The organism is Salinibacterium sp. CAN_S4, from assembly GCF_015752305.1.
GTDB lineage: Bacteria > Actinomycetota > Actinomycetes > Actinomycetales > Microbacteriaceae > Rhodoglobus.
The window spans coordinates 25756-49313 of sequence record NZ_JADOVB010000005.1; the positions used below are offsets into that span (position 1 = coordinate 25756).

Consider the following 23558-nt stretch of genomic DNA (forward strand, 5'->3'; position numbering starts at 1 on the left):
ATCGCTCCTAGATAGTTGGTTTACCGAGTCTCTCGGCAACGGAGCTAGTTGTCAACTATGATTGTGGCATGACAGACAGCGACGGTGACGTTCGGGCAGAACGGGTCGAGCGGGATCGGATGTCTGCCGAGGAATTGTCGTGGTCTCTTCGATCCCTCAACCGGGCGTCCGCCCAACTCGAGCACGCTCTCGCAGAGAAACTGGGCCTTCGCCCTCTCGACTACGAAGCCATGGGTCACATCATGGATCAGGATGGCGCGCACCTCGGCCCCGCAGAGCTCGGGCAGCGACTGCGCATCAGTACAGGTTCGGCGACCGAACTCGCGGACCGCCTGGAACGGTCGGGACACATCGTCCGCACCCGTGAGAGCAGCGATCGACGCCGCGTCCAGTTGGTTGCACAGCACCACGCGGTCGGCCGGATCCTGGGGGAACTCGGGCCCCTCTTCGTGGACCTGGATGACCTGTCACACGAGTTCAGCGCGGGGGAGCAGGAGATCATCCAGCGCTATCTGCGCGTGGCCAGTGAACGACTGCGCGAGCACGCAGCGCGCCTCGGCACAGCACCACCTGACGACAAGCGTCAGGCCAGGGGGGCCGGACCTCGACCGTGATCACCGTGGGCGTCGACCTGGCGGCAGAGCCGAAGAAGACAGCGATCGCCGTCGTCCAATGGGTCGGGTCGACGGCAACCGTCAGGCACCTGCAGCTCGGAGTCACCGATCCTGAGATCGTCGAGTTGTCGGTCGACGCCGCCAAGGTCGGAATCGATTGCGCCTTCGGCTGGCCTGACGAGTTCGTCGAATTCGTCGCCGCCCACTCCCGCGGCGAGGTCGCTCCACGGGAGCTGGCCGGAGCCGACTGGCGGCGCAGGCTCGCCTACCGCGACACCGACCGCTTCGTGCGCGAGAAAGTGGGGCGCTGGCCGCTGAGCGTCTCGACCGACAGGCTCGGGCTCACGGCAATGCACTGCGCCGAGTTGCTCGCAGCCTTCGAGCGCCACGGCCACGTCATCGTCGACAGGAGCGGGGAGGGGCGGTTCGCCGAGGTGTATCCGGCAGCTGCCCTGCGGTTCTGGGGCGTCGCGGTCGATGGCTACAAGACCGACCCGCCCGCCCGAGCCGCCGCCACAGCGAACCTCCGCGCCGCGGCACCATGGCTCGACCTCGGCGACGATCACCTCGGGCTCATGGCGACATCCGACGATGCGTTCGACGCGGTGGTGGCAGCCCTCATCTCGCGCGCATCAGCCCAGGGCACCACCTGGGGCATCCCCGAGCAGTCTCGCGAGCGCGCGACGCGGGAGGGATGGATGGCGCTGCCCTCGCTCCCGATCGGAACGCTCATCGACTCCTGAACCGACCCATTGCGCGAAGACGCGACGAGTCCTACACTTCGAGAGTTCCACCCTATATCGACGGCGCGTCGCACTGTACGGAGCCTCTCAACGCTGGTTTCGCGATTATAGCTACCCGATCCGCGGCGCGAGCCCCGTTGTCCGTACCGGACAGAAGAGACACCATCGCTCTATGGCTATCAGTGCGGCTGCGACAACGTGAGCGAGATGGACGACGACGTTCGATCACAACTGGTCGCTGATCTGCCCGGTGCTGCCGTGCGCGGCGAGATCGTGGCGTTCTACCAGCCGCAGGTCGACATCCTCACCGGCGCAGTGGTGGGCGCCGAAGCGCTGAGTCGATGGTTCCACCCGGAACTCGGCCTGGTCTCTCCCGAGGTCTTTATTCCTCTTGCGGAAGCTGCCGGTGCGATCTCCGCGATCGGCAACCACATGTTGACGACGGCCTGTGGTTTCGGCGCGGAGCGTGCCCGGCACGGCGCCTCGATCGACATTGCGGTGAACGTTTCTGCCATCCAGTTGCGCAATGAAGACTTCGCCGCCGACGTGCTCTATTGCGCGTCACAGCACGGTCTGGATCCGCGCCACCTCACGATCGAGATCACGGAGAGCGAAGCTGTGCTCGACATCGTTGCCGTGGGCGAGCGGTTCGATCTTCTGCGCCTCGCGGGCGTCACGGTCTCGATCGATGACTTCGGGCGTGGGCAATCGTCTATCGACCAGTTGCTCGCGCTGCAGGCCAGCGAACTCAAAATCGACCAGAGCCTTGTGCAGAACCGCGCAGCAAATTCGCACACACTGCTCGCCGCGGTCATATCCTTCGCTCATGACAAAGGCCTGCGTGTCGTCGCCGAGGGTATCGAGACGCCCGGGCAGCTCGCAACGATGACGACCCTGGGTTGCGACCGAGCGCAGGGATATCTCACCGGACGGGCAATGCCCGGTGACGAATTCGACGAATTCGTCTCCGCGTCGCGGTCGACATGACACCCCACAACCAGCGGATCAGCGATGCCCCGCTGCTGCTGGGCCGATATCGGCCACTGAGGATACTGGCCCGCGGCGGATCGTCGTCGGTTTACCGGGGTCGCGACGAGATCCTCGGGCGGGATGTGGCGATCAAGCTGTTCAACGCCGGGTCTGTCGCCGACGTCAGGAAGCAGCAGGAGGAGCTGAGGATGCTCGCCGGCCTCAGCCATCACGGCGTCGTCGCCGTGATCGACGCGGGCATCGACGATTCCACCCCCAGCGACCCTCGCCCCTTCATCGTCATGGAGCTCGTGCGCGGCATCACGGTGAGCCAGGCCATCGTCGACCGCCAGCTGACGGTGCGGGAGATCGGCGAGATCGGGTTCGAGATCGCTGAGGTTCTGGAGTACATCCATCATCGCGGCGTGATCCACAGGGACATCACTCCCTCGAACATCATGCTCGTCGACTACGGCACCGCGCACTCCCGGCCTCGGGCACGCCTCACCGACTTCGGAATCTCCATCGATACCCTGTCGCGCAAGAACGAGTCCGAGGAACTGTTCGGCACTATCGCTTACGTGAGCCCGGAGCAGGCGCTGAACGAAACATTCGGGCCGGCATCCGACATCTATTCGCTCGGTCTCGTGCTCATCGAATGCTTCACCCGGGAAATCGCATTTCCGGGCACTCCCGTGGCGTCGGCGGTGGCACGCATCACACGGGACCCCGAGGTGCCACTGTGGATAGATTCCCGATTCTCGCCGATCCTCATCTCCATGACCCAGCGCGAACCGGATGCCCGGCCCACCTCAGGAGAGTTGATCGAGGCGTTGAGGGCCGCCCTGCGCGCCCCCGGACGCGAGGTGCGCTAGAGGCCCTCGGCGTCGAACCCGGCGTCGACGACCGGTGTGGACGTGTCCTGCTCGGAATCCGCGACCTCGATCTGAGCCCACACGACAGGCATCCCCGGGGAGAACAGGATCTCCAGCCCGGGGCCGCCCCGCAGCGGAGGCACCGTGACATACCCGCCACCGGCTTTGATCGCCTCAAGGATGCTGGCTTTCAGCGTGTCGATCGGGGACGGGAGGAAGTAATCCTTGCCGTCCACAGTAAGCCGGTGAATGATCATCGAAAGCCCGTCTGCCGTAGTGAGGATGAAGAACTAACGCTATCGCCATTGCTTGTTGATGGAGCCCCGACGACGGGATCAGATGTGACGCTGTATTGTTCGAAGGGAACGGCTTCCTTTTTTGCCGGGCCATCGACAGGGGGGAATCGCCGTGGGGATCCTGCACTACAGCGGGGAAGAATTCGAGTTCGACGATCGGATCCTGACGCATCTCCAGGTGGTCATCAGCACGAAGTTGCGCCGCAAAGAAGATTTTTTCCTGACCTGGCCGGTGCCCGCCGATCGCGGAAGCGGTCGCCACGCCATCTGGATCGACAACGGCGTTCCCATTCACTTCTTCTACAGCGGTTCGCGCAACGTGACGATCAACCGCGAATGGCTGGAGTTGATGATCGCCAGCGCCGGCAGGGCATCCGGCCTCATCCTGACTGATGAACCGACGCCCTCGCGCTAGGTCCAGCAGCATCGCCCCGACCGAACCAGACATCATTTCTCCGGAGTTGCCATGACCACGTCGCCACCGGCAGCAGGCGCCGTCGCGAGAAACAACGTGGAGCTGACAGGTGTCGTCGCTGCGCGTCCGATGGTGTTCGCCCACGGTTTCGGGTGCAGCCACGAAGCCTGGCGGGACGTGGCTCCGCACTTCACCGGGACGAACCAGGTGATCACCTTCGACCAGGTCGGCGCCGGCGAATCGGATCTCTCCGCGTACGACCGGGGCAAGTACGACTCCCTGCACGGGTATGCGGATGACCTCATCGAGATCATCGACGAGCTGGGCCTCGACGACGTTGTGTATGTGGGGCATTCGGTGAGTTCCATGATCGGGGTGCTCGCCTCGATTCGCCGACCTGAGCTGTTCGGCGCGCTGATCCTGGTCGGCCCATCGCCGCGTTACGTCGACGCTGACGGGTATACCGGTGGATTCACCGAGGACGACATCGACGCCCTGCTCGACTCCCTCGATTCGAACTACCTCGGCTGGTCGGCGGTGATGGCACCGGCCATTGCCGGCAATGCGGATCGCCCGGAGGTCGGGGACAGGCTCACCGCGAGCTTCTGCAGCGTCGATCCGACTATCGCCAGCCATTTCGCGCGAGTGACGTTCATGTCGGACAATCGCGCCGACCTCCCGAAGGTGACCACCCCGACCCTCGTGCTGCAGAGCTCCGACGACATCCTGGCTCCGCTGCCGGTCGGCACTTACGTGCACCAGCACATCAGGGGAAGCGAGATGGTCGTCATGACCTCGCGCGGCCACATGCCGAACCTCTCGGATCCCGATCAACTCGTGAAGGAGATCCGGGACTTCCTGTCGTGACGATCGAAACATCGTTCGAAGACCTGTATCAGTTCGCGGCATGCGGACAATTGTCAACCGATGCCGACGGGGTCGTCGTCGTCGTCAACGAGACGTTCCTCGACTGGAGCGGGCGATCACGTGAACAGGTCATCGGGGTGATGTTCCGCGACCTTCTCACCCGTGGCAGCCAGCTGTTCTACGAGACCCGGTATCAGCCTGTGCTGCGGCTCGGCGGAGAGATTCGGGAGGTCGCACTGGAGCTCAGCCGGGGTGATCGGCCGGGGCTGCCGATCCTCGTCAATGCCACAGTCGTCGGCGAGTCGACGAGAATCGCCGTCTTCGATTCGACCCAGCGACAGGACTACGAGCGAGACCTGCTGGCGGCTCGACGCGCAGCCGAACTGTCAGAGACAAGGGTTCGCGTGCTTCAGGATGCCTCGACCGCATTCTTCACCGCATCGACCGAGCAGTCACTGGCCGAGGCGCTGCTCGAGATCGCGCGAGACGCTCTCATCGCCGCCGACGGCGCGGTAGTTCTGCAGGATGGTGCCGGTATCAGGCGGGTTGTGGCGGGGAATCTGCGCGCGCTCGAGCTTCTCGACCTGTGGCGCGCCGTGCCCGACCTCGCCGAACCACCCGTCGAACAGGTGACCACGGTCGCCAGTCTGCTCGAGGCGGAAGCGACGTCTGCTGCCGGGGCCGGGATCCTCCGGTCCGTGCGAATGGAAGCCCTCACCGCGACACCGCTCACCGGCGGGAAGGGTGCACTCGGAAGCCTCGTGCTGCTCTTCGGGCGGGAGAGGGACTTCGACGGACCTGCCCTGAACCTGCATGTGGCCTTAGCCCGCCAGGCGTCACAGGTACTCGAGCGACTCCGACTTCAGGCCGAGCTGGAGAACATGGCGCTTCACGACCAACTCACGGGTCTCGCCAACCGAAACCTGTTGCGCGAACGGCTTTCGCACGCCCTGGCGCGCGCCGAACGCGCGGGGCGTGAGGTGTCGATCATCTTTCTCGACCTCGATGGTTTCAAGGAGATCAACGATGGATTCGGTCATCGCGTCGGTGATGCTGTCCTGCAGGTCGTCGCGGCGCGGGTCAATGGAGTCGTGCGCGAAGGCGACATTGTGGGTCGGTTCGGTGGCGACGAGTTCCTGATCGTCTGCGAGGAAGCTGACACCGGTGCGGCACTGCTCATCTCGGAGCGGGTGGTCGCAGCGATCGCCGAGCCGATCCCTGTTGTGGAGGGAGTGGGGTGCATCACCGCGAGCGTCGGCATCGCCACAGTTCTCCCGGGTAAACCTCTCCCGACTCTCGATGCACTCGTGCGGGCGGCGGATGCAGCCATGTATACCTCCAAGTCGGCCGGCGCCGGCCGGATCACCGCGGTGACGCTGTAGTCGAGTGACGTCAGTTTTCCTCAGCCCGTGATGACGGGCTGCAGAGTGGCGCTCTTCGGCTCGCGGTTATCACCCGATGACCGGCCGGTGAGCCGGCGCCCGATCCACGGCAGCACGTAGGCCCGCCAGTACGCCGACGTGCGAGGGCGGGCGATGTCGCCATCGTCTCCCGCAGGCGAGAGGATGGGAACCCCGAGCGCGGCGAGCACGTTTGCCGCGACCCGCGCATGCCCCGCGCCGTTGAGGTGGAGCTTGTCGACCGACCAGTACCGCAGCTGCGCGAGTTCGTCATCAGCCCAGTTGTCGACCCACGTGACGCCGTCCCGCGGAAGCCTGTCACGCACAGCCTGCGCGAGCAGGTCTCCACGCTTCTCGATCGATGCGCCGAGCGGGATGTGACGGGTCGGGTTGGCTCCGCTGGCGAGCACCACGTGGATGCCGGCATCGGTGGCTGAGTCCACTGCTGCGAGAAGCTGGTCGGCAACGGCGGCGATCGAGACCCTCGGTCGCATGATGTCGTTGCCTCCGCCGTTGATGCTGATGAGGGCGGGCTTCAGCGCGATCGCGGCATCCATCTGCGTGGTCGCGATGGGGTCGAGGAGTCGCCCGCGAATGGCGAGGTTCGCGTAGGTCACAGTGCCGGTGGACGCGAGCGCGAGCCCTCGCGCCACCAGGTCCGCCCACCCCCGCACCGTGCCGTCGGGCAGGTCGTCGCCGACTCCTTCGGTGAAGCTGTCGCCGATGGCGACGTAGCTGGAATAGGTCATCAGCCCATCATCGCGCACGGTTGATCTGTACCCGGTGTGGTCACGCCCGGCGCAGCGTCAGCACGGTGTCGTCGATCGAACCGGTCGAGCCATCGGGGGCGGTCACCGGTCGCGCCACCAGGGCCTTCGTCAGCACCGTCCAGTCGGCCAGTGTGAGTCGGGGGTTGTCGACGAAGAGGGAGTCGAGCACCTCATCCGCGGTGGGCAGTTCTTCGGCATGGTCGTGGCCATCCGCTTCGGCATCGACCCAGTGCGGAACACCGGCGTGGCCGACGATCAGCAGCGTTCCGCCGGGGGCGACGGCTTCGGCGGCCCGGCGCAGGATCGACTCGCGGGGGAGGTCGACTGTCGAGTGCAGGAAGCACGCCGTGACGAGGTCGTACCTGACGGGTGGATGCCACTCGCCGAGGTCGGCGGCCACCCAGGTGATATCGTCGCCGGGTTGCTGTGCTGCCGCGCCGATGGCCAGCGCCGCGGGGGCGATATCGACCGCCGTGACCGTCCATCCATTGTGGGCCAGCCAGAGGGCGTCGCCGCCCTCGCCGCTGCCGAGGTCGAGGGCCGTGCCCGGGGTGACGCCCGCGATCTCCCGCTCGAGTGCCGCATTGACGTTGCCACTCCACGACCTGCCGTTCGACAGGTACCGGTTCTGCCAGTATTCGGCGGCCGTCTGGTCGGCGTCGTCTGTGCTCATGGGTCAACTCTGCTCATCCGCGCAGGGGAGAGCAAACCGGTACGCTTCGAGCCATGACCCCCGGTGAAGAGATCGACAACCTGATCGCGAGCGCTCCGGACTGGAGAGGCGACATGCTCGCTCACCTGCGCGCGACGATTCTCGCCACTGACCCCGCGATAGTCGAGACCTGGAAGTGGATGGGGTCACCCGTGTGGGAGCTCGGCGGCATCATCTGCGTCGGCAATATCCACAAGAACAAGGCGAAGCTGACGTTCATGGATGGCGCGGCGCTCGCCGATCCCGACCATCTGTTCAACGCCGAACTCGCGGGAAACAAGCGGCGCGCCATCGACTTCTTCGAGGGCGACAGCACGCCGCCCGAGGCGCTCCAGGCGCTGATCCGATCCGCCATCGAACTCATTCAGGCACGCCAGAAGAAGTAGCCGGTAACCGACCACCCGGCAATGCGCAACGGGTGGCCGGGTGACTCTCGACCTGCTTATCGTGAGGCATGATCGACATAACCGCACACCACGGAATTCTTCACGACGTCAACCTCCACGTTGATGACACCGGCGGCCCCGGCCGGGTCGTCGTACTCATCCACGGCTGGCCCCTGTCGGGCGAATCCTGGAGCGAGCAGATCCCCGCACTGACCGCCGCCGGTTTCCGCGTGATCAGCTACGACCGTCGCGGTTTCGGCCGCAGCGACAAGCCGAAGGGTGGATACGACTACAACACGTTCGCAGACGACCTTCAGGCCATCCTCGAAACCCTCAACGTCTCGGATGCGACCCTCGTCGGCTTCTCGATGGGCGGTGGTGAGGTAGCCCGTTACGTCAGTCGCTTCGGTGAGGAGCGACTGCACAGTGTCGTTTTCGCCTCAGCGGTTCCCCCGTTCCTGCCGAAGCAGGACGACAATCCTGACGGACCCCTCACTGAGGAGATGGCCAACGGTATGAAGGAGGGGCTCGAAGCAGACCCCGCCGCGTTCTATGACGGCTTCACCACCCAGTTCTTCACCGCGAATGGCGAACTCAAGGTGACCGAAGCGCAGCGCCAGGATGCCGTGCGCCTCGCGAACCAGGCCGACAAGAATGCAGCCCTCCAGGCTATGGCCGCCTTCGGCACCACGGACTTCAGGGACGACCTTCCGAAGATCACGGTTCCGACCCTCGTCATCCACGGCGATGCCGACGGCATCGTGCCCTTCGAGGGCTCGGGAGCACGCACCCACGCCGCAATCGCGGGCAGCGATCTGCACGTGGTGGCGGGCGGCCCGCACGGCGTCAACGTGAGCCACGCCAGCGAGTTCAACTCGGCGCTGCTGGCATTCCTCGACAAGTAGCCAGCCATCATCGACGGCGCCCTCCGGTTCTCCGGCGGGCGCCGTCGTCGCGTCAGCGGGCGATCGAGTCGTAGGTGTCCCACGATGTCGCGAGCTCACCGAAGTGCGCGATCGACCAGTCCTCGAGTGCCTTTAGCGGTGCACACAGTGAACGGCCTCCCTCGGTCAGCTCGTATTCCACCCGCGGGGGGACCTCCGCGTAGACGGTCCGGGTGACGAGTCCGTCCCGTTCCAGCCCACGCAGAGTCTGCGTGAGCATCTTTTGCGAGATTCCCTGCACGCTGCGGCGGATCTCCGAGAAGCGATGAGGGCCGGTCGAGAGCGTGCCGACGATGAGCACGGTCCACCGGTCACCGATGCGATCGAGCACGCGTCGGCTCGGGCATCCTTCCTGATAGGGATCGAGCTCTGGCAGCGCACGCTCGGTTGACGTGGTGGTTACCACAAAGTGCCTACTTCCCAAAAGTGACTATTGGACTTAGCGTAGCGGGGTACTCACACCATCAAAAGGAGAATGTCATGTCGATCGTCACCGTCATCGGAGGAACCGGCTACGCCGGAAGTGCCATCGTGAAGGAGGCGGCCAGCCGCGGGCACGACGTCATTTCTTTCAGCCGCACCCTCCCCGCAGACGATGCTCGCGTCGCCGGCGTGCGATACGACACAGGATCGATGCTCGACGCGGAGGTGCGTAGTCGTGCCATTACCGGGAGTGACGTCGTCGTCTCGGCGTTGTCTCCCCGCGGTGAGCTGGACGGCCGGATTCTCGAGGCGGATCTCGCGCTGGCCCACCTCGCAGGTGAGCACGGGGTGCGGTTCGTCGTCGTCGGCGGATTCAGCTCGCTTCGTACCGAGGCCGGTGGCAACCGCATCGCGGAAGGCGACCAGATTCCGGCCGAATTCGCCGGTGAGGCCAGGCAGATGGTCGCCGTGCTCGAAGCACTGATGGCTACCGACGACTCCGTCGACTGGGTGTTCGTCGCTCCTGCCATGAATTTCGGTGCATACGCTCCCGGAGAATCGCTCGGACACTACCGCGTGGGCGGCGAGGTGGCGCTCTTCGACAGCAACGGTGTCTCAGCCGTCAGCGGCGCAGACTTCGCTCTCGCCATCGTCGACGAGGTAGAGAAGCCGGCCCACCACCGCGCGCTCATCAGCATTGCGTACTAGGCCACTCCGGTAACGTCGTCAATGCCCTGATGGATGGCCGTGCCGAACGTAGTGTGGAAGACGTCAGTTTCCCCCACGCGTAAGGACGGTCATCCATGAAGCAGCGCACCATTGGCGATGTGCAGGTCAGCTCGATCGGGCTCGGTGGCATGCCCATGTCGATCGAGGGCAGGCCGGACCGCGCGCGATCGATCGCGACGATCCACGCTGCACTGGATGCCGGGGTCAACTTCATCGACACCGCCGACGCCTACCAGGAGGTCGGCGAGGCGGTCGGACACAACGAGACGCTGATCGCCGAGGCACTGGCGTCCTGGGGTTCGGACACGACCGGAATCCTGGTGGCGACCAAGGGCGGTCACCTCCGACCGGAACCCGGCGCCTGGGCCCAGAACGGGCATCCGGACTATCTGAAGGATGCCGCGAAGGCCTCAGCGAAACGTCTCGGCGTCGAGTCGATCGGCCTGTACCAGTTCCACCGCCCCGACCCCGAGGTGGACTACGCGGACTCGGTCGGAGCGATCCGCGACCTGCTCGACGACGGCACGATCCGCATGGCGGGCATCTCCAACGCGAACCCCGACCAGATCCGCCAGGCCAACGAGATTCTCGGCGGCCGCCTCGTTTCGGTGCAGAACCAGTTCTCGCCGAAGTTCCGCTCGAGTGAGCCGGAGCTGGAGCTCTGCGCCGAACTCGGCATCGCGTTCCTGCCGTGGAGCCCGCTCGGCGGCATCGGCGGTGCGAAGGAGCTCGGCGGAAAGTGGGCCGAGTTCCAAACAATCGCCGACGCACACGGGGTGAGCCCGCAGCAGGTCTGCCTCGCGTGGGAGCTCGCGCTGGCTCCGATCGTCATCCCCATCCCCGGCGCCTCACGACCGGAAAGCATCACGGATTCCGCGCTCGCCGCGGAGCTCGAGCTCACCGCCGAGGAGATCGCGCGACTCTCCGCGTAACCCGCGAGTGTTCCGCTTCCGTCGCTTCCGTCGCTTTCGCGCGCTCTAGCGCCGCCGAGTGTCCCGCTTCTGCCGCCTCGACTGCGGCCGAGGCGGCGTAAGCGGCACACTCGCGCCAGTTTGTCTCCGGGCCACCCTCAGGATTCCGGGTACAGCACTTCTACGTTGTGGCGCTTCAGCGCGTCGGCGAGGTCGGCGGGCGGTGCGACATCCGTCACGAAGTAATCGGCCCGGCCGAGCTCGGCCACCTGGGCGAACAGCTGCCTGCCGAACTTCGTCGAGTCCGCGAGGATGGCCACACGGGTCGCGCGCGACACCATCTCGTTCATCATCACCTCGGTCGCAGTGTCGACCTGCTCGACGCCGATGCGATGCAGGATGCCCTTATCGAGCTTCGCGTGCTCATCCCGGCCAGCGTGGTCGTCGTACACACCCGCTACTGGTCGGTCGCAGTGGGGGAGGGTGCAGCCTCGTGGGAGGCAGGACTCCGCGGAGGCATCACGATGGCGAGCACGCGGTACACCTTCGGCGACGACTTCACGGCGGCCGATTACGACGCCGTATCCGACTGGGCCCAGAACAGCGCGGGCGTGGCACTTGCCACAGCGCTGGAGAGGCGACTGGGGACGCTGGTGCGATGCATCCCCGCGTTCGACCTGACGACGACCACTCCGACCACGATCGGTCTCGGCGACTCCTTCGTAGGCGGTTTCATCGCGGCTCTCGCCAGCGAACGCTGACACGTGGCCCGGCTTGCGCTGCAGTAGAGGAACGACGTCGGTCCGGCGGCGACCTCACTCGAGGTGATGACGCCACCGGACCGCCCGTGCCGTCTCATCGCAGCGGCAGGGTGAGCCGTGCTGTGCGTTCCCACGCCCGCTCTCGTGACTCGAGCGCGAGTTCCCGCTCTACGCGGTTCGCCCGACGCTCGAAGGTCGGACCGAATCTCGGGCGACGGCCCCATCTGATGAGGGCGAGACCCAGATGCAGGGCCAACCTGTCGATGACGGCAACCCGCAGGGCGGGATGGGAATTCGTGTGTTGCGGTTGGGGTGGATGATCGTGGCGGCCGGGAGCGGTCGTCATGGTTGTGCGCATGAGCGTGTCTTTCTGCGTGAACCTGTGCGCGGTCGGCTGGGGTGCAGCTGCGACACGCGCTGGATCGCCGGGTGAGCGGCGGGAGGGCATCAACTCACGGTGATGAGAGAAGCCGGACGGAGGGCCTCAGCGAGTCGAACTGCGCTGGGACGATCCTCGAAAGCGAGCCACCGTCGAATGGGTGGAGGGTTCGCTAGGCGATGGCGATGGGCAGGCGCCGAGAAGTGCCCGGAATGCGGGGGTCTGTGACAGGTGTCATTCCCGTGAACTGTGTCATCAACATCGTGGCCTCCTTCTGGCTATCGCGTGCCCCACCGTAGCGACACCGCGTGGCGCGCCGCAACCGCTGTGAGCGAGTTGTTATCTGGGGAGCGTCAGACCGTGGCGTACAGCCCCTCGAGCGCCGCCTCGATCGACGGGAAGTTGCCGACGGTGCGGGCGTTCTCGTTCTTGAGGCGAAACCCTCCCGCAGTGCGAAGGATGCTGCCCGCCATGATGTCGGTGATCTGGTGCCGGATGATCCACCGGCCATGCCCGTTTTCTATCAGGTAGAAGTGCTGCGAATGGGTCATCCAACGCCTCCGTTCCTCGGACATTCTCGCGCCGGGCGCTGACATCGGTGCCGAATGAAGATGAAGTTCAGGTGAACGTGTGTGACGTCATCCGGAACATGTGTATCCCCTCCGAGTCCGGCCGTCAGCTTGCGGGCTCGGAGGGGAGTGCGGAAGCGTGGCTGACTTCACCGCACGACACTGCTTGATAACGGAAGGACGAATTCCATGCTTACACTGACCGACACAGCCACGACCGTCGTCAAATCCATCGTCGACAAGGCCCCTCAGTCCGATGCGGCTGGCCTGCGCATTCACGGTGATGCCCCGGATGCCACGAACTTCAATGTCGCCGTCGTCGCCGGTGCAGAACCCGGAGACTCGGTCGTCGAGACCTCGGGTGCCCGGGTATTCCTCGAGCCGAACGCGTCGCGTGCCCTCGACGACAAGGTGCTCGATGCCGAGGTCTCGGAAGAGGGCGCTGTGACCTTCGCGCTCACCTCGCGCTGAGCCACAGCATCCAACGGAAGGGCCGTGCCGGAAGGTGCGGCCCTTCGTCGTATGCGGTTCAGTCGCTGTAGCGCGCCAGTGCATCGGCGTCCCTGGCCAGGGTGACCGCCCGCCTGATCGTGTCGAGCGCCTCCACCGGGTCGGTCTCGACCTGGGCCAGCGCATACTGCCGCTCGGCTTCGGCGAGCTTCGTGCGCGCACTGACGCGACCGCCGCGCCCTCCGATGAGGTCGCGCACGACGGCGATCTGGCTGGCGGCAGACACGAGGGTGCCAGCGTAGGCGGCGCGAGCGTGAGCAAGTCGATCGGCCTGGTTCCGGGCGCTCGCGAGAGCGAGGTCGAGCCTGGCGACGGCGTCACCGATCCTGTCCAGGTCTGAGACCGGATCAGCCGGCCCGCTGCCAGTGGCGAGAGCATCGTCGACCGCGGTCATGGCGTCGATGATCCCCTGCCCAGATCCGGCATCGGGCGCAGAGTCCCGCTGCAGCCTGGCTTCGTCGAGGTCTTTCCGGGCGGATTCGCGCAGGGCCGCCAGCGCGGCTCCGGCGGATTCGAGGTCACGGTCGGTTCGATCGATCGCATCGAGAAGCTGCTCGGCGCGGCTGGTGGCGTCGGATGCCCGCCGGACGGTGTCAGAGACGGCACTCACCCCGGTGACCGTGACGTCGGAGGCGGCGTCATCGGCGATGGCCTCGGCCTCGGCGAGAGAGGATTCGGCCGACGAGACGTTGGTGGCGATGCCGGCCGTGACGGCGGGGGAGAAGGCGGCCTCGAGTCGGGCGAGAGTGACCCGAGTGGCCTCCACCCGGGTGCGCGCCGCCGCGATTCTCGCGCGCACGTCGGCGATGGCGTCGGCTGCACCCACCTCCAGCCTGCGCAGGCCTGCGAACGCGGCATCCTGTTGGGCAAGGATCGCGCCGGCCTGCTCGCAGAGCGCGATGATCTGCAGCGTCCACTCCCGCCGCTGGCGGTCGCCGTCCGGGGTGCTGTCGTCGAGCAACTGCCGCAGGCGGAACGCTTCGGCGACCTTGCCGCGGGCCACCGTGATCGACTGCCCGAACTCCCGCGATCTTTCGGCGCCGAACTGCGCGATGGCGAATCCGAGTTCGTGATCGGCGGCGCGCACGGCGTCATCCATCCGGACCAGGGCGCTGCCTGCAGCCAGACTGAGCTCGGCTAACGGCGCGGAGCCGAAGCCGAAGGCGGCCGAACCAGACGGCGATCCTGCCGCGACGGTGCGGTCACCGCGTCGACGAAACAGTGTCGCGAAACCGACGGCGACGGCACCACCCACGAGAACCAGGGCGGTCACACCGGCCAGCACGATGCCTGTCACCACATCCATGGTCCGTATTCTACGGGGTCGCGATAATGCGAAACCCGGCCGTATCACCGGGCTTTCTGCGTGCTGCCGCCTTAAGGTTGCGGTGTGTGGCGTGCCAACAAACCTTCCGAAAATTTCACTGTTGACCCTGATGAGCAGCAGGCGGGCTCCAGCGACCCCGCGGCGAGTCACGTGAGTGCACAGCCGCAGGTGACCGCCCCGCACGTGATCAGTCTCGGCGATCCCACCGTGTCCGCCGGAAACGTCGCCGAGCCCGTGTGGTCCCAGTGGCGCGAAGAACTGGCGGGAATCGGCGGCCTCAGCCCGCTGCTGCACTTCGACGATTCACCTCGCACCCACATCGAACTGTCGACGACCCACCCCGGCGGTCTCGCGCAGTTCATCACGGGTAAAACGACCCTGCTGTCGAACCTCATCCGGGACGACGTGGCACTGCGCGCCGCGAAGATCGCCGCTGGCGCGATCGCATCCAAGGGCCTCGAACTGCACAGCGCTCGCGGCATCGATTCTGTTCACCTCGGTATCGGCATCGCAGAATGGCGCCACGGGGTCACCGACTTCCGGGCTCCGGTGTTGCTGCGTCCGCTCGCGATCCGGCGTCACGGCCGCGACTTCGAGGTGAAGCTGCGCGGGTCGGCATTCCTCAACCCTGCCCTCGCACGCGCCCTCGAAGAGCAGTTCAACCTGCGGCTCGACGCTCACGCGTTCGTGGCGCTGACCGATGACGACGGCACATTCAAGCCGAACCCCGTCATCGACCGTTTGCGCGGGCTGACCTCGCACCTGGAATGGTTCACCGTGAGCCCGAGGCTCATCGTCTCATCGTTCGCCGAGGTGTCGAACGGAATGCTCTCCGACGCGGCGAATCTCGAGCATCCTGTGCTCGATGCGCTGGCCGGAAACACGTCGGCGCGGTGGACCATCGAAGAGGGCTACGCGCCGGTGACCGCCGTCGCGGCCGACGAACGCACCCCGTCGACCGACAGCCTTCTGCTGGACGCGGACTCCGAGCAGGAGAACGTGATCGCGCAAATCACCGCGGGCAACTCCATCGTCGTCAAGACGCTGCCAGGCACCGGCGGAACCCAGACGATCGTGAACGTGATCGGAACGCTGGTCGGCCAGAACAAGCGGGTTCTCGTGTCGAGTGCTCGCCGGGCATCCCTGTTGTCGATCTCAGACAGGCTCAGAGACATCGGACTGCCGGGCATCGCTGTCGCGCCGCGAACGCTTCGACGCGACATCATCACATCCATCTCCCGCAGCGAGAAGGCGACCCAGCCGTCGGTCGGCGAAGTCGATGAAGCACTTGTGCGGCTCCGCAAGGTGATTCTCGACTATCGACTCGGCCTGTCGAAGACCGATCCCGACCTCGACATCTCGGTGCTGGAATGCGTCACCGAGCTGAGCAGACTCGCGCTGCTTCCGCACCCACCGGCCACCACCGCGCGGCTGTCGCGACGCACCGTCGAGCTGCTGGCGAAAGACCGTTCACGTGCCGCCGAGATCATGGTCGCCGCGGCGAGGCTCGGCGAGTTCCGTTATGGCCCGGGGGATTCGCCCTGGTATGGCGCCCAGTTCGCCAGCGGCGAGGAAGCGCTCCGCGCACACGAGATCGCCAAGCGACTCAACCAGAGCGTGCCCGCGCTCGTGGATTCCGGGATGCGGCTCATCTCGGGCACCCACATGCGACCGTTCCAGAGCGTGACGGAACTCGGCGTGTACCTGCGACTGCTGATCGATCTTCGTGACAGTCTCGACCGCTTCCTCCCCAGGGTCTTCGACCGGTCGATCACCGAACTGATTGCAGCCACGGCTCCGCGCAAGGACTTCCCCGACATGTCCGGCGGGAATCGTCGCAGGCTCAAGAAGCTGGCGATGGAGTACGTGCGACCCGGCGTGAAGGTCACCGACCTGCACCAGTCGCTCGTGCGCATCCAGCAACAGCGCGTGCTGTGGCACAGGTTCGTCGCCGAGGGTGCGACTCCCGAGGTCCCTGTCGGCATCGGCCAGGTGCAGGCCGCCTTCAACGAGGTCGCCCAGGACCTGTCCGAGCTCGACCAGCCGCTCGGTCTCACGACTCGCGAGAACCAGCTCGGCACGCTCGCCATCCCGTTCCTGCTCGAGAAGCTGTCGAGTCTTGCTGCCGAGTCGGACGTGCTGCACAATCTCCAGGAACGCACGACGCTCATGGCGTCGCTGCGCGAGCTCGAACTCGATCCCCTCATCGACGACCTGGCACGCCGGCACGTTCCCGAAAGTGATGTTGCGGCCGAGCTCGAGTTGTCGTGGTGGAAGTCAGCACTCGAGTCGATGCTCGAATCCGAGAAGGCGCTCCTCGGTGCGAATACGTCGGTGCTCGACAGGCTCGAGGCCGATTTCAGGCTCGTCGACGAGGCGCACGCGCAGGGCAATGCCCAGCAGTTGAGCTGGCAGCTTGCCGAGAACTGGAAGATCGGACTGGTCGACTGGCCGGACGAAGCGAAGCTGCTCAAGCGCATGCTCGGGCGGAAATCGGTGTCGGCCTTCGACCTGCAGACCACAGCTCCACACCTGTCGCGCACGGTCGCGCCCGTGTGGCTCACCTCGCCCTACGAGATCGACTCGATCGTCGAGACGATGCCCTTCGATGTGGTCATCCTGGTGGATGCCGGTGCCACGACGATCGCGGAGAACGCCGGCGCCATCCGTCGTGCGAAGCAGGTCATCGCGTTCGGCGACCCCGTCACGCAAACCCCCGCACCGTTCGAGATCGGGATCAGCGACCGGGCGGTGGACGACGACGGCCCCGCGGAGACCGACGAGTCCCGCGATGAGCTCCATTCCAATTCGGCTCTCGCCAGACTCGGTGGGTTGTTGCCCACGCTCTCCCTGACGCGCAGTTACCGCCCTGGCGGGGAAGACCTCGCCGAGCTCGTGAACCGGCGCTTCTATGGTGGCAAAATCGTCTCGCTGCCCTGGGCAGGCACGTTCCTCGGTCACGGCAGCCTCGCGCTCGACTATGTGGTCAAGGGTCACGGCATGCCCGACCCGGATTCGGGTGCCGTCGAAAGTCCCGATGCCGAAGTGGAGCGCGTCGTTGACCTCGTGCTCGACCACGCCGTCAAGCGCCCGCACGAATCGCTCATGGTCATCACGGCGAGCCAGAAGCATGCCGTGCGGGTCATGCAGGCCGTGCTCGATGCCGCCGGCACGCGAGCCGGGCTCGTCGACTTCGTCGTCAGTGACCGGCCGGAGCCGTTCGCCGTCTCGACGATCGACCAGGCCGTGGCACAGAGCCGCGACCGCGTGATCTTTTCCATCGGCTACGGTCGGACCCCGCACGGACGGGTGCTGTCGGACTTCGGTGCTCTCGGCGAACCCGGTGGCGAACGACTGCTGGCCGTCGCGATGACGCGAGCGCGTCGCTCCATGGTCATCGTCAGTTCGTTCAAACCTGACGACCTGGACGACGGCCGCATGAGGCACGGTGCCGTCGCGCTGGCCGAAATCCTCGGGGAGATCGGCGCACGCCAGGCCGCAGTGCCCGTGCCGGACGACAGCGAGCCGATGCTCGTGGACCTCGCCCAGCGCCTGAGGACCCGGGGACTGAACGTGGCACTCGGGCACCGCGGAAAACTCGGCCTCGTGGCATCCAGGGGCGGTATGTGTGTCGCCATCGAGACCGACACGGTGCTGCACAGGTCGAGCCTGCGGGAGTCGCTCAGGCTCCGCCCAGAGCTGCTTCGGCGCCTCGGCTGGCACTACCTGCGGGTGCACGCCTTCGAACTGTTCAGCGATCCTGAGGCCGTGGCATCCAAGGTCGCCGTTATGCTCGGGGCAGACCCGTCACCGGTGACCGAGCCCATCACGGTGATCGGTCCCGCCGTCTCGCGACCTTGATGCCTGACTCCTCCGGGTCCGAGGGGAAGGATGCGCCGACGCCATCGCCGCGCACTCGACGACGTCGGGCGAGCACCCCGCCGCCGCTGGGGTCAGACCCGACCCCGTTGCCGGAACCGCCCCGGCATTCGTCCACGGAAAACGACGAGCAACTGCGCAGGGATAAACCTCCGCACTGGGGTTAACACGATAGGGCTGGGTCCCCGGCGTAGCCGCAGACCCAGCCCGTTTCGTGGGGATCAGGCGTCGGTGTGCTTGCCGGTCTCGACGACCGGATTGGCGAGAAGGTCGCGGATCTCGACGAGGAGGTCGATCTCGGTCTTCACGGGCTCCTGCACGACTTCTCCGCCGGCCTGCTTGCGTGCTTCGGCGCGCTTCTTGAGGATGTTCACCGGCACGATCAGGGCGAAGTAGACGACGAGAGCCACCAGCAGGAAGTTGATGACTGCCGCGAGCACGGCGCCGAAGTAGATGACGGCCTCGCCGCCGGACACGGTCGGGATCGGAACAGGGAATGCTTCGGCCAGGTCCGCCGCGTTGAAGAGTGCGCCGATCGCCGGATTGATCACCCCGTCGACAATCGAGGTGACGATCGCGGTGAACGCGGCGCCGATGACGACCGCGACGGCGAGGTCGATGACATTACCGCGGAGAATGAACTCCTTGAATCCATTGAGCATCATGCTTCCTAACTTGTAGTGCTCCCAGAAGAGCCAGGGGTAGATGCGGCGGGGGTAGCCGCACTTTTTTCGGGTGATGCCTTTTCCTTCGCCGGGGGCGAGGACTCGGAGGTCGAACCGGACGACTCAGTCCGGGAGTTCGACGGGCCCGATCCACCACCGGTGGAACCGGACCGGGAATCGGTGCGATAGAAGCCTGAGCCGTTGAAGGAGACGCCGACGGGGGAGAACACCTTGCGCAGCTTGCCGCCGCACGTGGGACACACCGTGAGCGTGTCGTCGGTGAAAGCCTGCACGATGTCGAACGCGCGGTCGCACTCGGTGCAACGGTAAGAGTATGTGGGCACGTTCAGTCCTTAGAAGTTCAGAAGGCGACAATGCCGGAGGGGGTCACCACGCCGTCGACTCGCTGGTCATGCCGTTCGCTCGGAACGGCATCCACGAGTTCATCGTCGAAAATCACAGCATAGACCGGGGGACACTGCTGCATTGATCCGAGGGTCTTGTCGAAGTAGCCGCGCCCCCACCCCATGCGCATGCCGGTGCGATCGACCGATGCGGCCGGAACGATGATCACGTCCACGTCGTCGAGTGCATTGGGGCTGAGTGGCTCGGTCGTGGGGGCGGGCATTCCGAGTTCGTCCTCGAACTCCTCCTTGCCGTCATACAGGGCCCAGTCGAGCAGGCCGTCGGCGCGCGAGACGGGCAACAGCACGGTGATTCCCTCGGCGCAGGCCCACGCCAGGAAGTCCCTGGTGCCCGGCTCATCCGGAATCGACAGGTACGCGGAGAGGGAGCGCGCCTTCAGCCGGGTGGCCAGCGCAACCAGATTGGCGGTGATGGCGGCGTTCGCTTCGGCCCGACCGGTAGCCGTGGCGATGCGGCGGCGCTCCCGCAATTCAGCCCTCAGGGCACGCTTCTCGAGACCGACCTCATCAGACATGGGACTCATACTATGAGCAGACTGCCGCTAGCCTGTGTTCATGGCCTTCAGGATTTCAAAAGCAGTCGTCCCCGCCGCCGGCCTTGGTACCAGGTTCCTACCTGCAACCAAGGCCATGCCCAAAGAAATGCTGCCGGTGGTGGATAAACCCGCCATCCAGTATGTCGTCGAGGAGGCCGTAGCGGCCGGTCTGACCGACGTGCTCATGATCACGGGTCGCAATAAGAACGCCCTCGAGAATCATTTCGACAGGATGACCGAACTCGAGGCCACGCTCGAGCAAAAGGGCGATACCGACCGCCTCAAGAAGGTCGAGTTCTCCAATGACCTCGCCGACATGCACTACGTGCGCCAGGGGGATCCGCGCGGTCTCGGGCACGCCGTGCTCAGGTCGAAGATGCACGTCGGTCGCGAGCCTTTCGCCGTGCTGCTCGGTGACGACCTGATCGACAGCCGCGATGTGCTGCTGTCGCGCATGATCGAGGAGCAGAACAACCGCAACGCGAGCGTCATCGCCCTCATGGAGGTCGACCCGGCTTCCACCCACCTCTACGGCATCGCCACGGTCGAGAAGACCGGCACCCCCGACGTCGTCAAGATCACCGGGCTCGTCGAGAAGCCGGCTGCCGGCGAGGCGCCGTCCAACTACGCGATCATCGGGCGCTACGTGCTCCAGCCCGACGTCTTCGACGTGCTCGAGCACACGGCTCCGGGCAAGGGCAACGAGATCCAGCTGACCGATGCCCTCCAGACCATGGCCTCAGAGAATATCGCGGGCGGGGTCTATGGGGTCGTCTTCCGTGGTCGTCGTTACGACACCGGTGACCGTGTCGACTACATCAAGGCGATCGTGCAGCTTGCCGTGGAACGCGACGACCTCGGCCCCGAACTGCGGCCGTGGCTCAAGCAGTTCTCAGCCGACCTCGACTGACGTGGCCTCAACCATTCCCACCCTCTCCGAGGGGCGCACGACGATCCGTCCGATCAGGGTCCGTGATGCGCGGGCGCTCGAACGGGAGCTGGCCGAGAACCGAAGCTGGCTGCGCAAGTGGGAAGCCACCAACCCGCACGGTCCCATGTCGTTCGACGTGCGGTCGAGCATCCGGAGCCTGCAGCAGAACGCACGCGCCGGTTTCGGCCTGCCGTTCATCATCGAGCATGATGGCGAGCTCGCCGGGCAGTTGAACGTGTCATCCATCGCGTACGGATCGCTCTCGTCGGCGACCATCGGCTACTGGGTGTCCGAGCGTTTCGCCGGCAAGGGGCTTACCCCCACGGCGGTGGCCCTCGCGACCGATCACTGCTTCTTCGGCGTGGGGCTGCACCGGATGGAGATCTGCATCCGCCCGGAGAATGAGCCGAGCCTGCGCGTGGTCGAGAAGCTCGGCTTCCGCTACGAGGGACTTCGGCGGCGCTACATCCACATCAATGGCGACTGGCGCGATCACTTCTGTTTCGCCCTGACCGTCGACGAGCTGCCGACCGGGGTGCTTCGCCGCTGGCGCGATGGCAAGGCTGTCCCGGCGGATGCGGAAGTGCCCGCTGCCGACAGGGCACGCGCGGCCCGACCACTCGTCACCTGACGGACCACCCCGCCCCTCCCGCGTTCGTAACTCCTGCAGACTGCCCGCGACGGATGCCCCGCGGCGCGTTACGGCGCTCCGGCGCGGCCCGAGCGGGTGCGATCTGCAGGAGTTATGACCAAGCTGAGGTTCGCCTCCGCGTGGTGCCGCGCCAAGAGGCCGCGCGGCTCGTACCGTATGCCTATGGAACTAACGGGAGCAGGCGGCGGGCTCATGCTCGCGATCGCCGCAGCCCTGTGGCTGGCCTACCTGGTGCCGAACTGGTTCAAGCGCCGTGAATACCTGGCCACGGAGCGCAATGCTGTGCGACTGCAGCAGACGATCCGGGTGCTGGCCGAAAGTGCCGAGATTCCGGATGCCGTCAGGGCAGACCTCGCAGCGAAGCAGCTGGCCCAGGCCCAGCGCGCCGAGTTGAGGCAGGGCCCCGTTGCCGTCGGACCCGTCCGGCCACCCGCCGTGCCCCGGGAGGATGCCCGCACCCTCGCCGCGCGCCGACTGCGCCGCGGCCGTGCCGTCGCCACGATCGCGCTCCTCGCGTCGGTGGTGGTGACTCTCGTGCAGCTCACGATGATCATCACCGCGGGGGCGGTCCTCGCATCCTGGATCGTTCTCGCCGGGGCCGTAGCGGTCTCGATCGGCTCCGTATCCCTGCTGACGACCCTCGCAGGCGCGACACGGGCGCGCACGAGCGTGAGCGCGCCCGTCGCTCGCCGCACCTCGATGAGCCGCGCTCCCGCGCCGTCCGCCGTTGTGGAGCAGCGTGAGGCGAGCTGGACCCCCGTGCCCGTTCCCAGGCCCCTCTACCTGTCACGGTCGCTGGCTCCGGCCAGTGCGGCGGCAGACGTGGCCGCGCAGTTACGGCTGGCGTCAGCCAGCGCTGAGCAGGCCGTGCGGACATCCCAGCAGGAGGTCGCCGAGATCCCTGCACCACAGTCGGCTCCGGTGGCTGCTCCCAGCCGCTTCGCACGCATGGGAATCGTGGATGACGCCGCCACCGCCGCGCCAGATCTGGATGCCGTGCTGGCCCGCCGCCGGGCCGTCGGCTGACCCGGACCTGCCACCCCACCAGCTAGTGATAACCTAGCTACGCACTGGGCCGCAAGGCGCAGGGGCCCTTGGCGCAGTTGGTAGCGCGCCTCGTTCGCATCGAGGAGGTCAGGAGTTCAAATCTCCTAGGGTCCACCACAATTCACGTTCCGCAGTCGCTCGACTGTCCTACTGTTGAGCCATGTCGCCCAGGGTCATCGCCGCCTCAGCTGCGGTCATCCTCGCGCTCGAGGCAGTCGTGGCTGCCATTGTCTTCGCGATGTCGACGCCGCTGCTCTTGCCGGTCACTGTTGATGTCAACGACGGCTTCACCCTCACCGACGTGAACCTGGACGTGGCTGTCGTCGTGATGCTGGCATTCTCGGCCGCCTGTCGAGCAGCTGCCGCACTGAGGCCTCATCCGTTGATCGGGCTGGTCGAGTGGTCCCAGGTATCGGCCGTCACGGTGTTTCTCATCGCGCAACTGAATGGGGTTCAGGATGTCGCCGCCCTCGTCGCGCTCTACGCCCTCACGGCAGCGGCCAGTCTGTTCCTGCTGCTGCACCAGCATTCCCATGCCGGACGGTGGCCGTTCGCGTTCGGTGCCGCCGTAGGCGTCGTGCCGTGGGGTGTGATCGCGTTCTACCAGATCGGCGCGATCGTGACGGGGGATGACCCAGCCCCGATCATCCGGGTGATGACCGTCGCTATGCTCGCGTCGGCGGTGGTGTACTGGTGGGTTGCCTACCATCGGAGGCTCGGCGGGCGGGCCCCCACGCTCATCGTCGTGGTGCAACTCAGCGTGTTTGCTGCGACTATCGCCGCAATCCGGTGGACTGTGTAAGACTGCTCCCACAGCGTCGCC

General features: G+C 66.0%; 29 protein-coding genes and 1 tRNA gene. 19 read left to right on the forward strand and 11 right to left on the reverse strand.

The annotated features are described in order from the left end of the window. Nucleotides 1–68 precede the first annotated feature (68 nt). The 4 genes from IWX81_RS12360 (at nt 69) to IWX81_RS12375 (ending at nt 3201) form a co-directional block, all read left to right on the forward strand. Nucleotides 69–614: a MarR family winged helix-turn-helix transcriptional regulator gene (locus tag IWX81_RS12360; RefSeq protein WP_199281640.1), complete on the forward strand. Its 546-nt coding sequence runs from the start codon at nt 69–71 to the stop codon at nt 612–614. Beyond that, nucleotides 611–1357: a DUF429 domain-containing protein gene (locus IWX81_RS12365; protein WP_199281641.1), complete on the forward strand. Its 747-nt coding sequence runs from the start codon at nt 611–613 to the stop codon at nt 1355–1357. Before IWX81_RS12360 ends, IWX81_RS12365 begins: the two co-directional genes overlap by 4 nt. Before the next feature lie 207 nt (nt 1358–1564). Beyond that, the gene (locus IWX81_RS12370) at nt 1565–2344 is read left to right on the forward strand and encodes an EAL domain-containing protein (RefSeq protein WP_199281642.1); all 780 of its coding nucleotides are present in this window, start codon (nt 1565–1567) and stop codon (nt 2342–2344) included. Further along, nucleotides 2341–3201 (forward strand): serine/threonine-protein kinase, encoded by an 861-nt coding sequence (locus IWX81_RS12375; protein ID WP_199281643.1) that lies wholly within the window; start codon nt 2341–2343, stop codon nt 3199–3201. Before IWX81_RS12370 ends, IWX81_RS12375 begins: the two co-directional genes overlap by 4 nt. Here IWX81_RS12375 and IWX81_RS12380 read toward each other — a convergent pair. Further along, a complete protein-coding gene (locus IWX81_RS12380) occupies nt 3198–3458 on the reverse strand; it encodes a hypothetical protein (protein WP_199281644.1) in 261 nt (86 codons plus the stop codon). The two genes, IWX81_RS12375 and IWX81_RS12380, sit on opposite strands and share 4 nt — an antisense overlap. Before the next feature lie 151 nt (nt 3459–3609). Here IWX81_RS12380 and IWX81_RS12385 point away from each other — a divergent pair, with 151 nt between their 5' ends. From IWX81_RS12385 to IWX81_RS12395, 3 genes are read left to right on the forward strand one after another with little or no spacing between them, the layout of a single operon-like run. Then, complete coding sequence (locus IWX81_RS12385) at nt 3610–3912, forward strand: DUF7882 family protein (protein WP_199281645.1); 303 nt, start codon at nt 3610–3612, stop codon at nt 3910–3912. 51 nt (nt 3913–3963) lie between these two features. Continuing rightward, a complete protein-coding gene (locus IWX81_RS12390; RefSeq protein ID WP_334594106.1) occupies nt 3964–4779 on the forward strand; it encodes an alpha/beta fold hydrolase in 816 nt (271 codons plus the stop codon). Beyond that, a complete protein-coding gene (locus IWX81_RS12395; protein WP_199281646.1) occupies nt 4776–6161 on the forward strand; it encodes a sensor domain-containing protein in 1386 nt (461 codons plus the stop codon). The genes IWX81_RS12390 and IWX81_RS12395 overlap by 4 nt, the downstream gene beginning before the upstream one ends. Before the next feature lie 20 nt (nt 6162–6181). Here IWX81_RS12395 and IWX81_RS12400 read toward each other — a convergent pair whose 3' ends face one another. Continuing rightward, nucleotides 6182–6928, reverse strand: coding sequence for an SGNH/GDSL hydrolase family protein (locus IWX81_RS12400; protein WP_199281647.1), 747 nt, complete (start codon nt 6926–6928; stop codon nt 6182–6184). Nucleotides 6929–6968: 40 nt separating this feature from the next. Further along, nucleotides 6969–7622: a class I SAM-dependent methyltransferase gene (locus IWX81_RS12405; RefSeq protein ID WP_199281648.1), complete on the reverse strand. Its 654-nt coding sequence runs from the start codon at nt 7620–7622 to the stop codon at nt 6969–6971. Nucleotides 7623–7675: 53 nt separating this feature from the next. On the opposite strand from IWX81_RS12405, the gene IWX81_RS12410 reads away from it, so the two are divergent. Together IWX81_RS12410 and IWX81_RS12415 are read left to right on the forward strand one after the other, a co-directional pair. Further along, a complete protein-coding gene (locus IWX81_RS12410; protein WP_199281649.1) occupies nt 7676–8047 on the forward strand; it encodes a DUF1801 domain-containing protein in 372 nt (123 codons plus the stop codon). Nucleotides 8048–8115: 68 nt separating this feature from the next. Beyond that, nucleotides 8116–8952 (forward strand): alpha/beta fold hydrolase, encoded by an 837-nt coding sequence (locus IWX81_RS12415; RefSeq protein ID WP_199281650.1) that lies wholly within the window; start codon nt 8116–8118, stop codon nt 8950–8952. Between the two features lie 52 nt (nt 8953–9004). Here IWX81_RS12415 and IWX81_RS12420 read toward each other — a convergent pair whose 3' ends face one another. Continuing rightward, on the reverse strand, nt 9005–9397 hold the full coding sequence (locus IWX81_RS12420; RefSeq protein ID WP_334594110.1) for a winged helix-turn-helix transcriptional regulator: 393 nt from the start codon (nt 9395–9397) through the stop codon (nt 9005–9007). 74 nt (nt 9398–9471) lie between these two features. Between IWX81_RS12420 and IWX81_RS12425 the strand changes: the two genes are divergently transcribed. Together IWX81_RS12425 and IWX81_RS12430 are read left to right on the forward strand one after the other, a co-directional pair. Further along, nucleotides 9472–10122 (forward strand): NAD(P)-dependent oxidoreductase, encoded by a 651-nt coding sequence (locus tag IWX81_RS12425; protein WP_199281651.1) that lies wholly within the window; start codon nt 9472–9474, stop codon nt 10120–10122. Nucleotides 10123–10217: 95 nt separating this feature from the next. Continuing rightward, nucleotides 10218–11075: an aldo/keto reductase gene (locus IWX81_RS12430; RefSeq protein WP_199281652.1), complete on the forward strand. Its 858-nt coding sequence runs from the start codon at nt 10218–10220 to the stop codon at nt 11073–11075. Between the two features lie 137 nt (nt 11076–11212). On the opposite strand, the gene IWX81_RS12435 is transcribed toward IWX81_RS12430, so the two are convergent. After that, complete coding sequence (locus tag IWX81_RS12435; RefSeq protein ID WP_334594114.1) at nt 11213–11506, reverse strand: hypothetical protein; 294 nt, start codon at nt 11504–11506, stop codon at nt 11213–11215. Between IWX81_RS12435 and IWX81_RS12440 the strand changes: the two genes are divergently transcribed. Beyond that, nucleotides 11492–11815: a hypothetical protein gene (locus tag IWX81_RS12440; RefSeq protein WP_199281653.1), complete on the forward strand. Its 324-nt coding sequence runs from the start codon at nt 11492–11494 to the stop codon at nt 11813–11815. The genes IWX81_RS12435 and IWX81_RS12440 overlap by 15 nt on opposite strands. 94 nt (nt 11816–11909) lie before the next feature. On the opposite strand, the gene IWX81_RS12445 is transcribed toward IWX81_RS12440, so the two are convergent. Together IWX81_RS12445 and IWX81_RS12450 are read right to left on the reverse strand one after the other, a co-directional pair. Continuing rightward, nucleotides 11910–12263: a hypothetical protein gene (locus IWX81_RS12445; protein ID WP_199281654.1), complete on the reverse strand. Its 354-nt coding sequence runs from the start codon at nt 12261–12263 to the stop codon at nt 11910–11912. A 284-nt stretch (nt 12264–12547) separates the two neighbouring features. Next, entirely contained in the window at nt 12548–12745 is a 198-nt protein-coding gene (locus IWX81_RS12450; protein ID WP_199281655.1) for a hypothetical protein, read from the reverse strand. 207 nt (nt 12746–12952) lie between these two features. On the opposite strand from IWX81_RS12450, the gene IWX81_RS12455 reads away from it, so the two are divergent. Then, a complete protein-coding gene (locus tag IWX81_RS12455) occupies nt 12953–13234 on the forward strand; it encodes an iron-sulfur cluster assembly accessory protein (protein ID WP_199281656.1) in 282 nt (93 codons plus the stop codon). 58 nt (nt 13235–13292) lie between these two features. On the opposite strand, the gene IWX81_RS12460 is transcribed toward IWX81_RS12455, so the two are convergent. Then, nucleotides 13293–14579, reverse strand: a complete 1287-nt coding sequence (locus tag IWX81_RS12460) for a hypothetical protein (RefSeq protein ID WP_199281657.1) — start codon at nt 14577–14579, stop codon at nt 13293–13295. Between the two features lie 171 nt (nt 14580–14750). Between IWX81_RS12460 and IWX81_RS12465 the strand changes: the two genes are divergently transcribed. After that, nucleotides 14751–18461 carry a DEAD/DEAH box helicase gene (locus IWX81_RS12465; RefSeq protein ID WP_199281658.1) on the forward strand — a complete coding sequence of 1237 codons (3711 nt, stop codon included), beginning with the start codon at nt 14751–14753 and terminating at the stop codon, nt 18459–18461. Between the two features lie 239 nt (nt 18462–18700). Here IWX81_RS12465 and mscL read toward each other — a convergent pair whose 3' ends face one another. Genes mscL through IWX81_RS12480 form a run of 3 tightly spaced genes read right to left on the reverse strand, consistent with a single transcriptional unit; the run spans nt 18701 to nt 20084 of the window. Further along, the gene (mscL, locus tag IWX81_RS12470; RefSeq protein ID WP_199281876.1) at nt 18701–19141 is read right to left on the reverse strand and encodes a large conductance mechanosensitive channel protein MscL; all 441 of its coding nucleotides are present in this window, start codon (nt 19139–19141) and stop codon (nt 18701–18703) included. Between the two features lie 8 nt (nt 19142–19149). Next, nucleotides 19150–19488, reverse strand: coding sequence for an FmdB family zinc ribbon protein (locus IWX81_RS12475; protein ID WP_199281659.1), 339 nt, complete (start codon nt 19486–19488; stop codon nt 19150–19152). A 17-nt stretch (nt 19489–19505) separates the two neighbouring features. Further along, entirely contained in the window at nt 19506–20084 is a 579-nt protein-coding gene (locus IWX81_RS12480) for a 5-formyltetrahydrofolate cyclo-ligase (protein WP_199281660.1), read from the reverse strand. Between the two features lie 40 nt (nt 20085–20124). On the opposite strand from IWX81_RS12480, the gene galU reads away from it, so the two are divergent. The 5 genes from galU (at nt 20125) to IWX81_RS12505 (ending at nt 23537) form a co-directional block, all read left to right on the forward strand. After that, the gene (galU, locus tag IWX81_RS12485) at nt 20125–21015 is read left to right on the forward strand and encodes a UTP--glucose-1-phosphate uridylyltransferase GalU (protein WP_199281661.1); all 891 of its coding nucleotides are present in this window, start codon (nt 20125–20127) and stop codon (nt 21013–21015) included. 1 nt (nt 21016) lies between these two features. Next, nucleotides 21017–21667, forward strand: a complete 651-nt coding sequence (locus IWX81_RS12490) for a GNAT family N-acetyltransferase (RefSeq protein ID WP_199281662.1) — start codon at nt 21017–21019, stop codon at nt 21665–21667. Between the two features lie 183 nt (nt 21668–21850). Further along, nucleotides 21851–22714 (forward strand): hypothetical protein, encoded by an 864-nt coding sequence (locus IWX81_RS12495; RefSeq protein ID WP_199281663.1) that lies wholly within the window; start codon nt 21851–21853, stop codon nt 22712–22714. A gap of 62 nt (nt 22715–22776) precedes the next feature. Continuing rightward, nucleotides 22777–22852, forward strand: a tRNA-Ala gene (locus IWX81_RS12500). Nucleotides 22853–22895: 43 nt separating this feature from the next. Beyond that, nucleotides 22896–23537: a hypothetical protein gene (locus tag IWX81_RS12505; RefSeq protein ID WP_199281664.1), complete on the forward strand. Its 642-nt coding sequence runs from the start codon at nt 22896–22898 to the stop codon at nt 23535–23537. Nucleotides 23538–23558 lie beyond the last annotated feature (21 nt).

Bases quoted from the DNA above. Each gene is read 5' to 3' on its own strand.
- IWX81_RS12370 (WP_199281642.1), top strand. From the start codon at position 1,565: ATGGACGACGACGTTCGATCACAACTGGTCGCTGATCTGCCCGGTGCT.
- IWX81_RS12415 (WP_199281650.1), top strand. From the start codon at position 8,116: ATGATCGACATAACCGCACACCACGGAATTCTTCACGACGTCAACCTC.
- IWX81_RS12400 (WP_199281647.1), bottom strand. From the start codon at position 6,928: ATGACCTATTCCAGCTACGTCGCCATCGGCGACAGCTTCACCGAAGGA.
- IWX81_RS12445 (WP_199281654.1), bottom strand. From the start codon at position 12,263: ATGCCCTCCCGCCGCTCACCCGGCGATCCAGCGCGTGTCGCAGCTGCA.
- IWX81_RS12450 (WP_199281655.1), bottom strand. From the start codon at position 12,745: ATGACCCATTCGCAGCACTTCTACCTGATAGAAAACGGGCATGGCCGG.
- IWX81_RS12380 (WP_199281644.1), bottom strand. From the start codon at position 3,458: ATGATCATTCACCGGCTTACTGTGGACGGCAAGGATTACTTCCTCCCG.
- IWX81_RS12460 (WP_199281657.1), bottom strand. From the start codon at position 14,579: ATGGATGTGGTGACAGGCATCGTGCTGGCCGGTGTGACCGCCCTGGTT.
- IWX81_RS12405 (WP_199281648.1), bottom strand. From the start codon at position 7,622: ATGAGCACAGACGACGCCGACCAGACGGCCGCCGAATACTGGCAGAAC.
- IWX81_RS12495 (WP_199281663.1), top strand. From the start codon at position 21,851: ATGGAACTAACGGGAGCAGGCGGCGGGCTCATGCTCGCGATCGCCGCA.
- IWX81_RS12390 (WP_334594106.1), top strand. From the start codon at position 3,964: ATGACCACGTCGCCACCGGCAGCAGGCGCCGTCGCGAGAAACAACGTG.
- IWX81_RS12505 (WP_199281664.1), top strand. From the start codon at position 22,896: ATGTCGCCCAGGGTCATCGCCGCCTCAGCTGCGGTCATCCTCGCGCTC.
- mscL (WP_199281876.1), bottom strand. From the start codon at position 19,141: ATGCTCAATGGATTCAAGGAGTTCATTCTCCGCGGTAATGTCATCGAC.
- IWX81_RS12410 (WP_199281649.1), top strand. From the start codon at position 7,676: ATGACCCCCGGTGAAGAGATCGACAACCTGATCGCGAGCGCTCCGGAC.
- IWX81_RS12375 (WP_199281643.1), top strand. From the start codon at position 2,341: ATGACACCCCACAACCAGCGGATCAGCGATGCCCCGCTGCTGCTGGGC.
- IWX81_RS12360 (WP_199281640.1), top strand. From the start codon at position 69: ATGACAGACAGCGACGGTGACGTTCGGGCAGAACGGGTCGAGCGGGAT.
- galU (WP_199281661.1), top strand. From the start codon at position 20,125: ATGGCCTTCAGGATTTCAAAAGCAGTCGTCCCCGCCGCCGGCCTTGGT.
- IWX81_RS12425 (WP_199281651.1), top strand. From the start codon at position 9,472: ATGTCGATCGTCACCGTCATCGGAGGAACCGGCTACGCCGGAAGTGCC.
- IWX81_RS12455 (WP_199281656.1), top strand. From the start codon at position 12,953: ATGCTTACACTGACCGACACAGCCACGACCGTCGTCAAATCCATCGTC.
- IWX81_RS12430 (WP_199281652.1), top strand. From the start codon at position 10,218: ATGAAGCAGCGCACCATTGGCGATGTGCAGGTCAGCTCGATCGGGCTC.
- IWX81_RS12480 (WP_199281660.1), bottom strand. From the start codon at position 20,084: ATGTCTGATGAGGTCGGTCTCGAGAAGCGTGCCCTGAGGGCTGAATTG.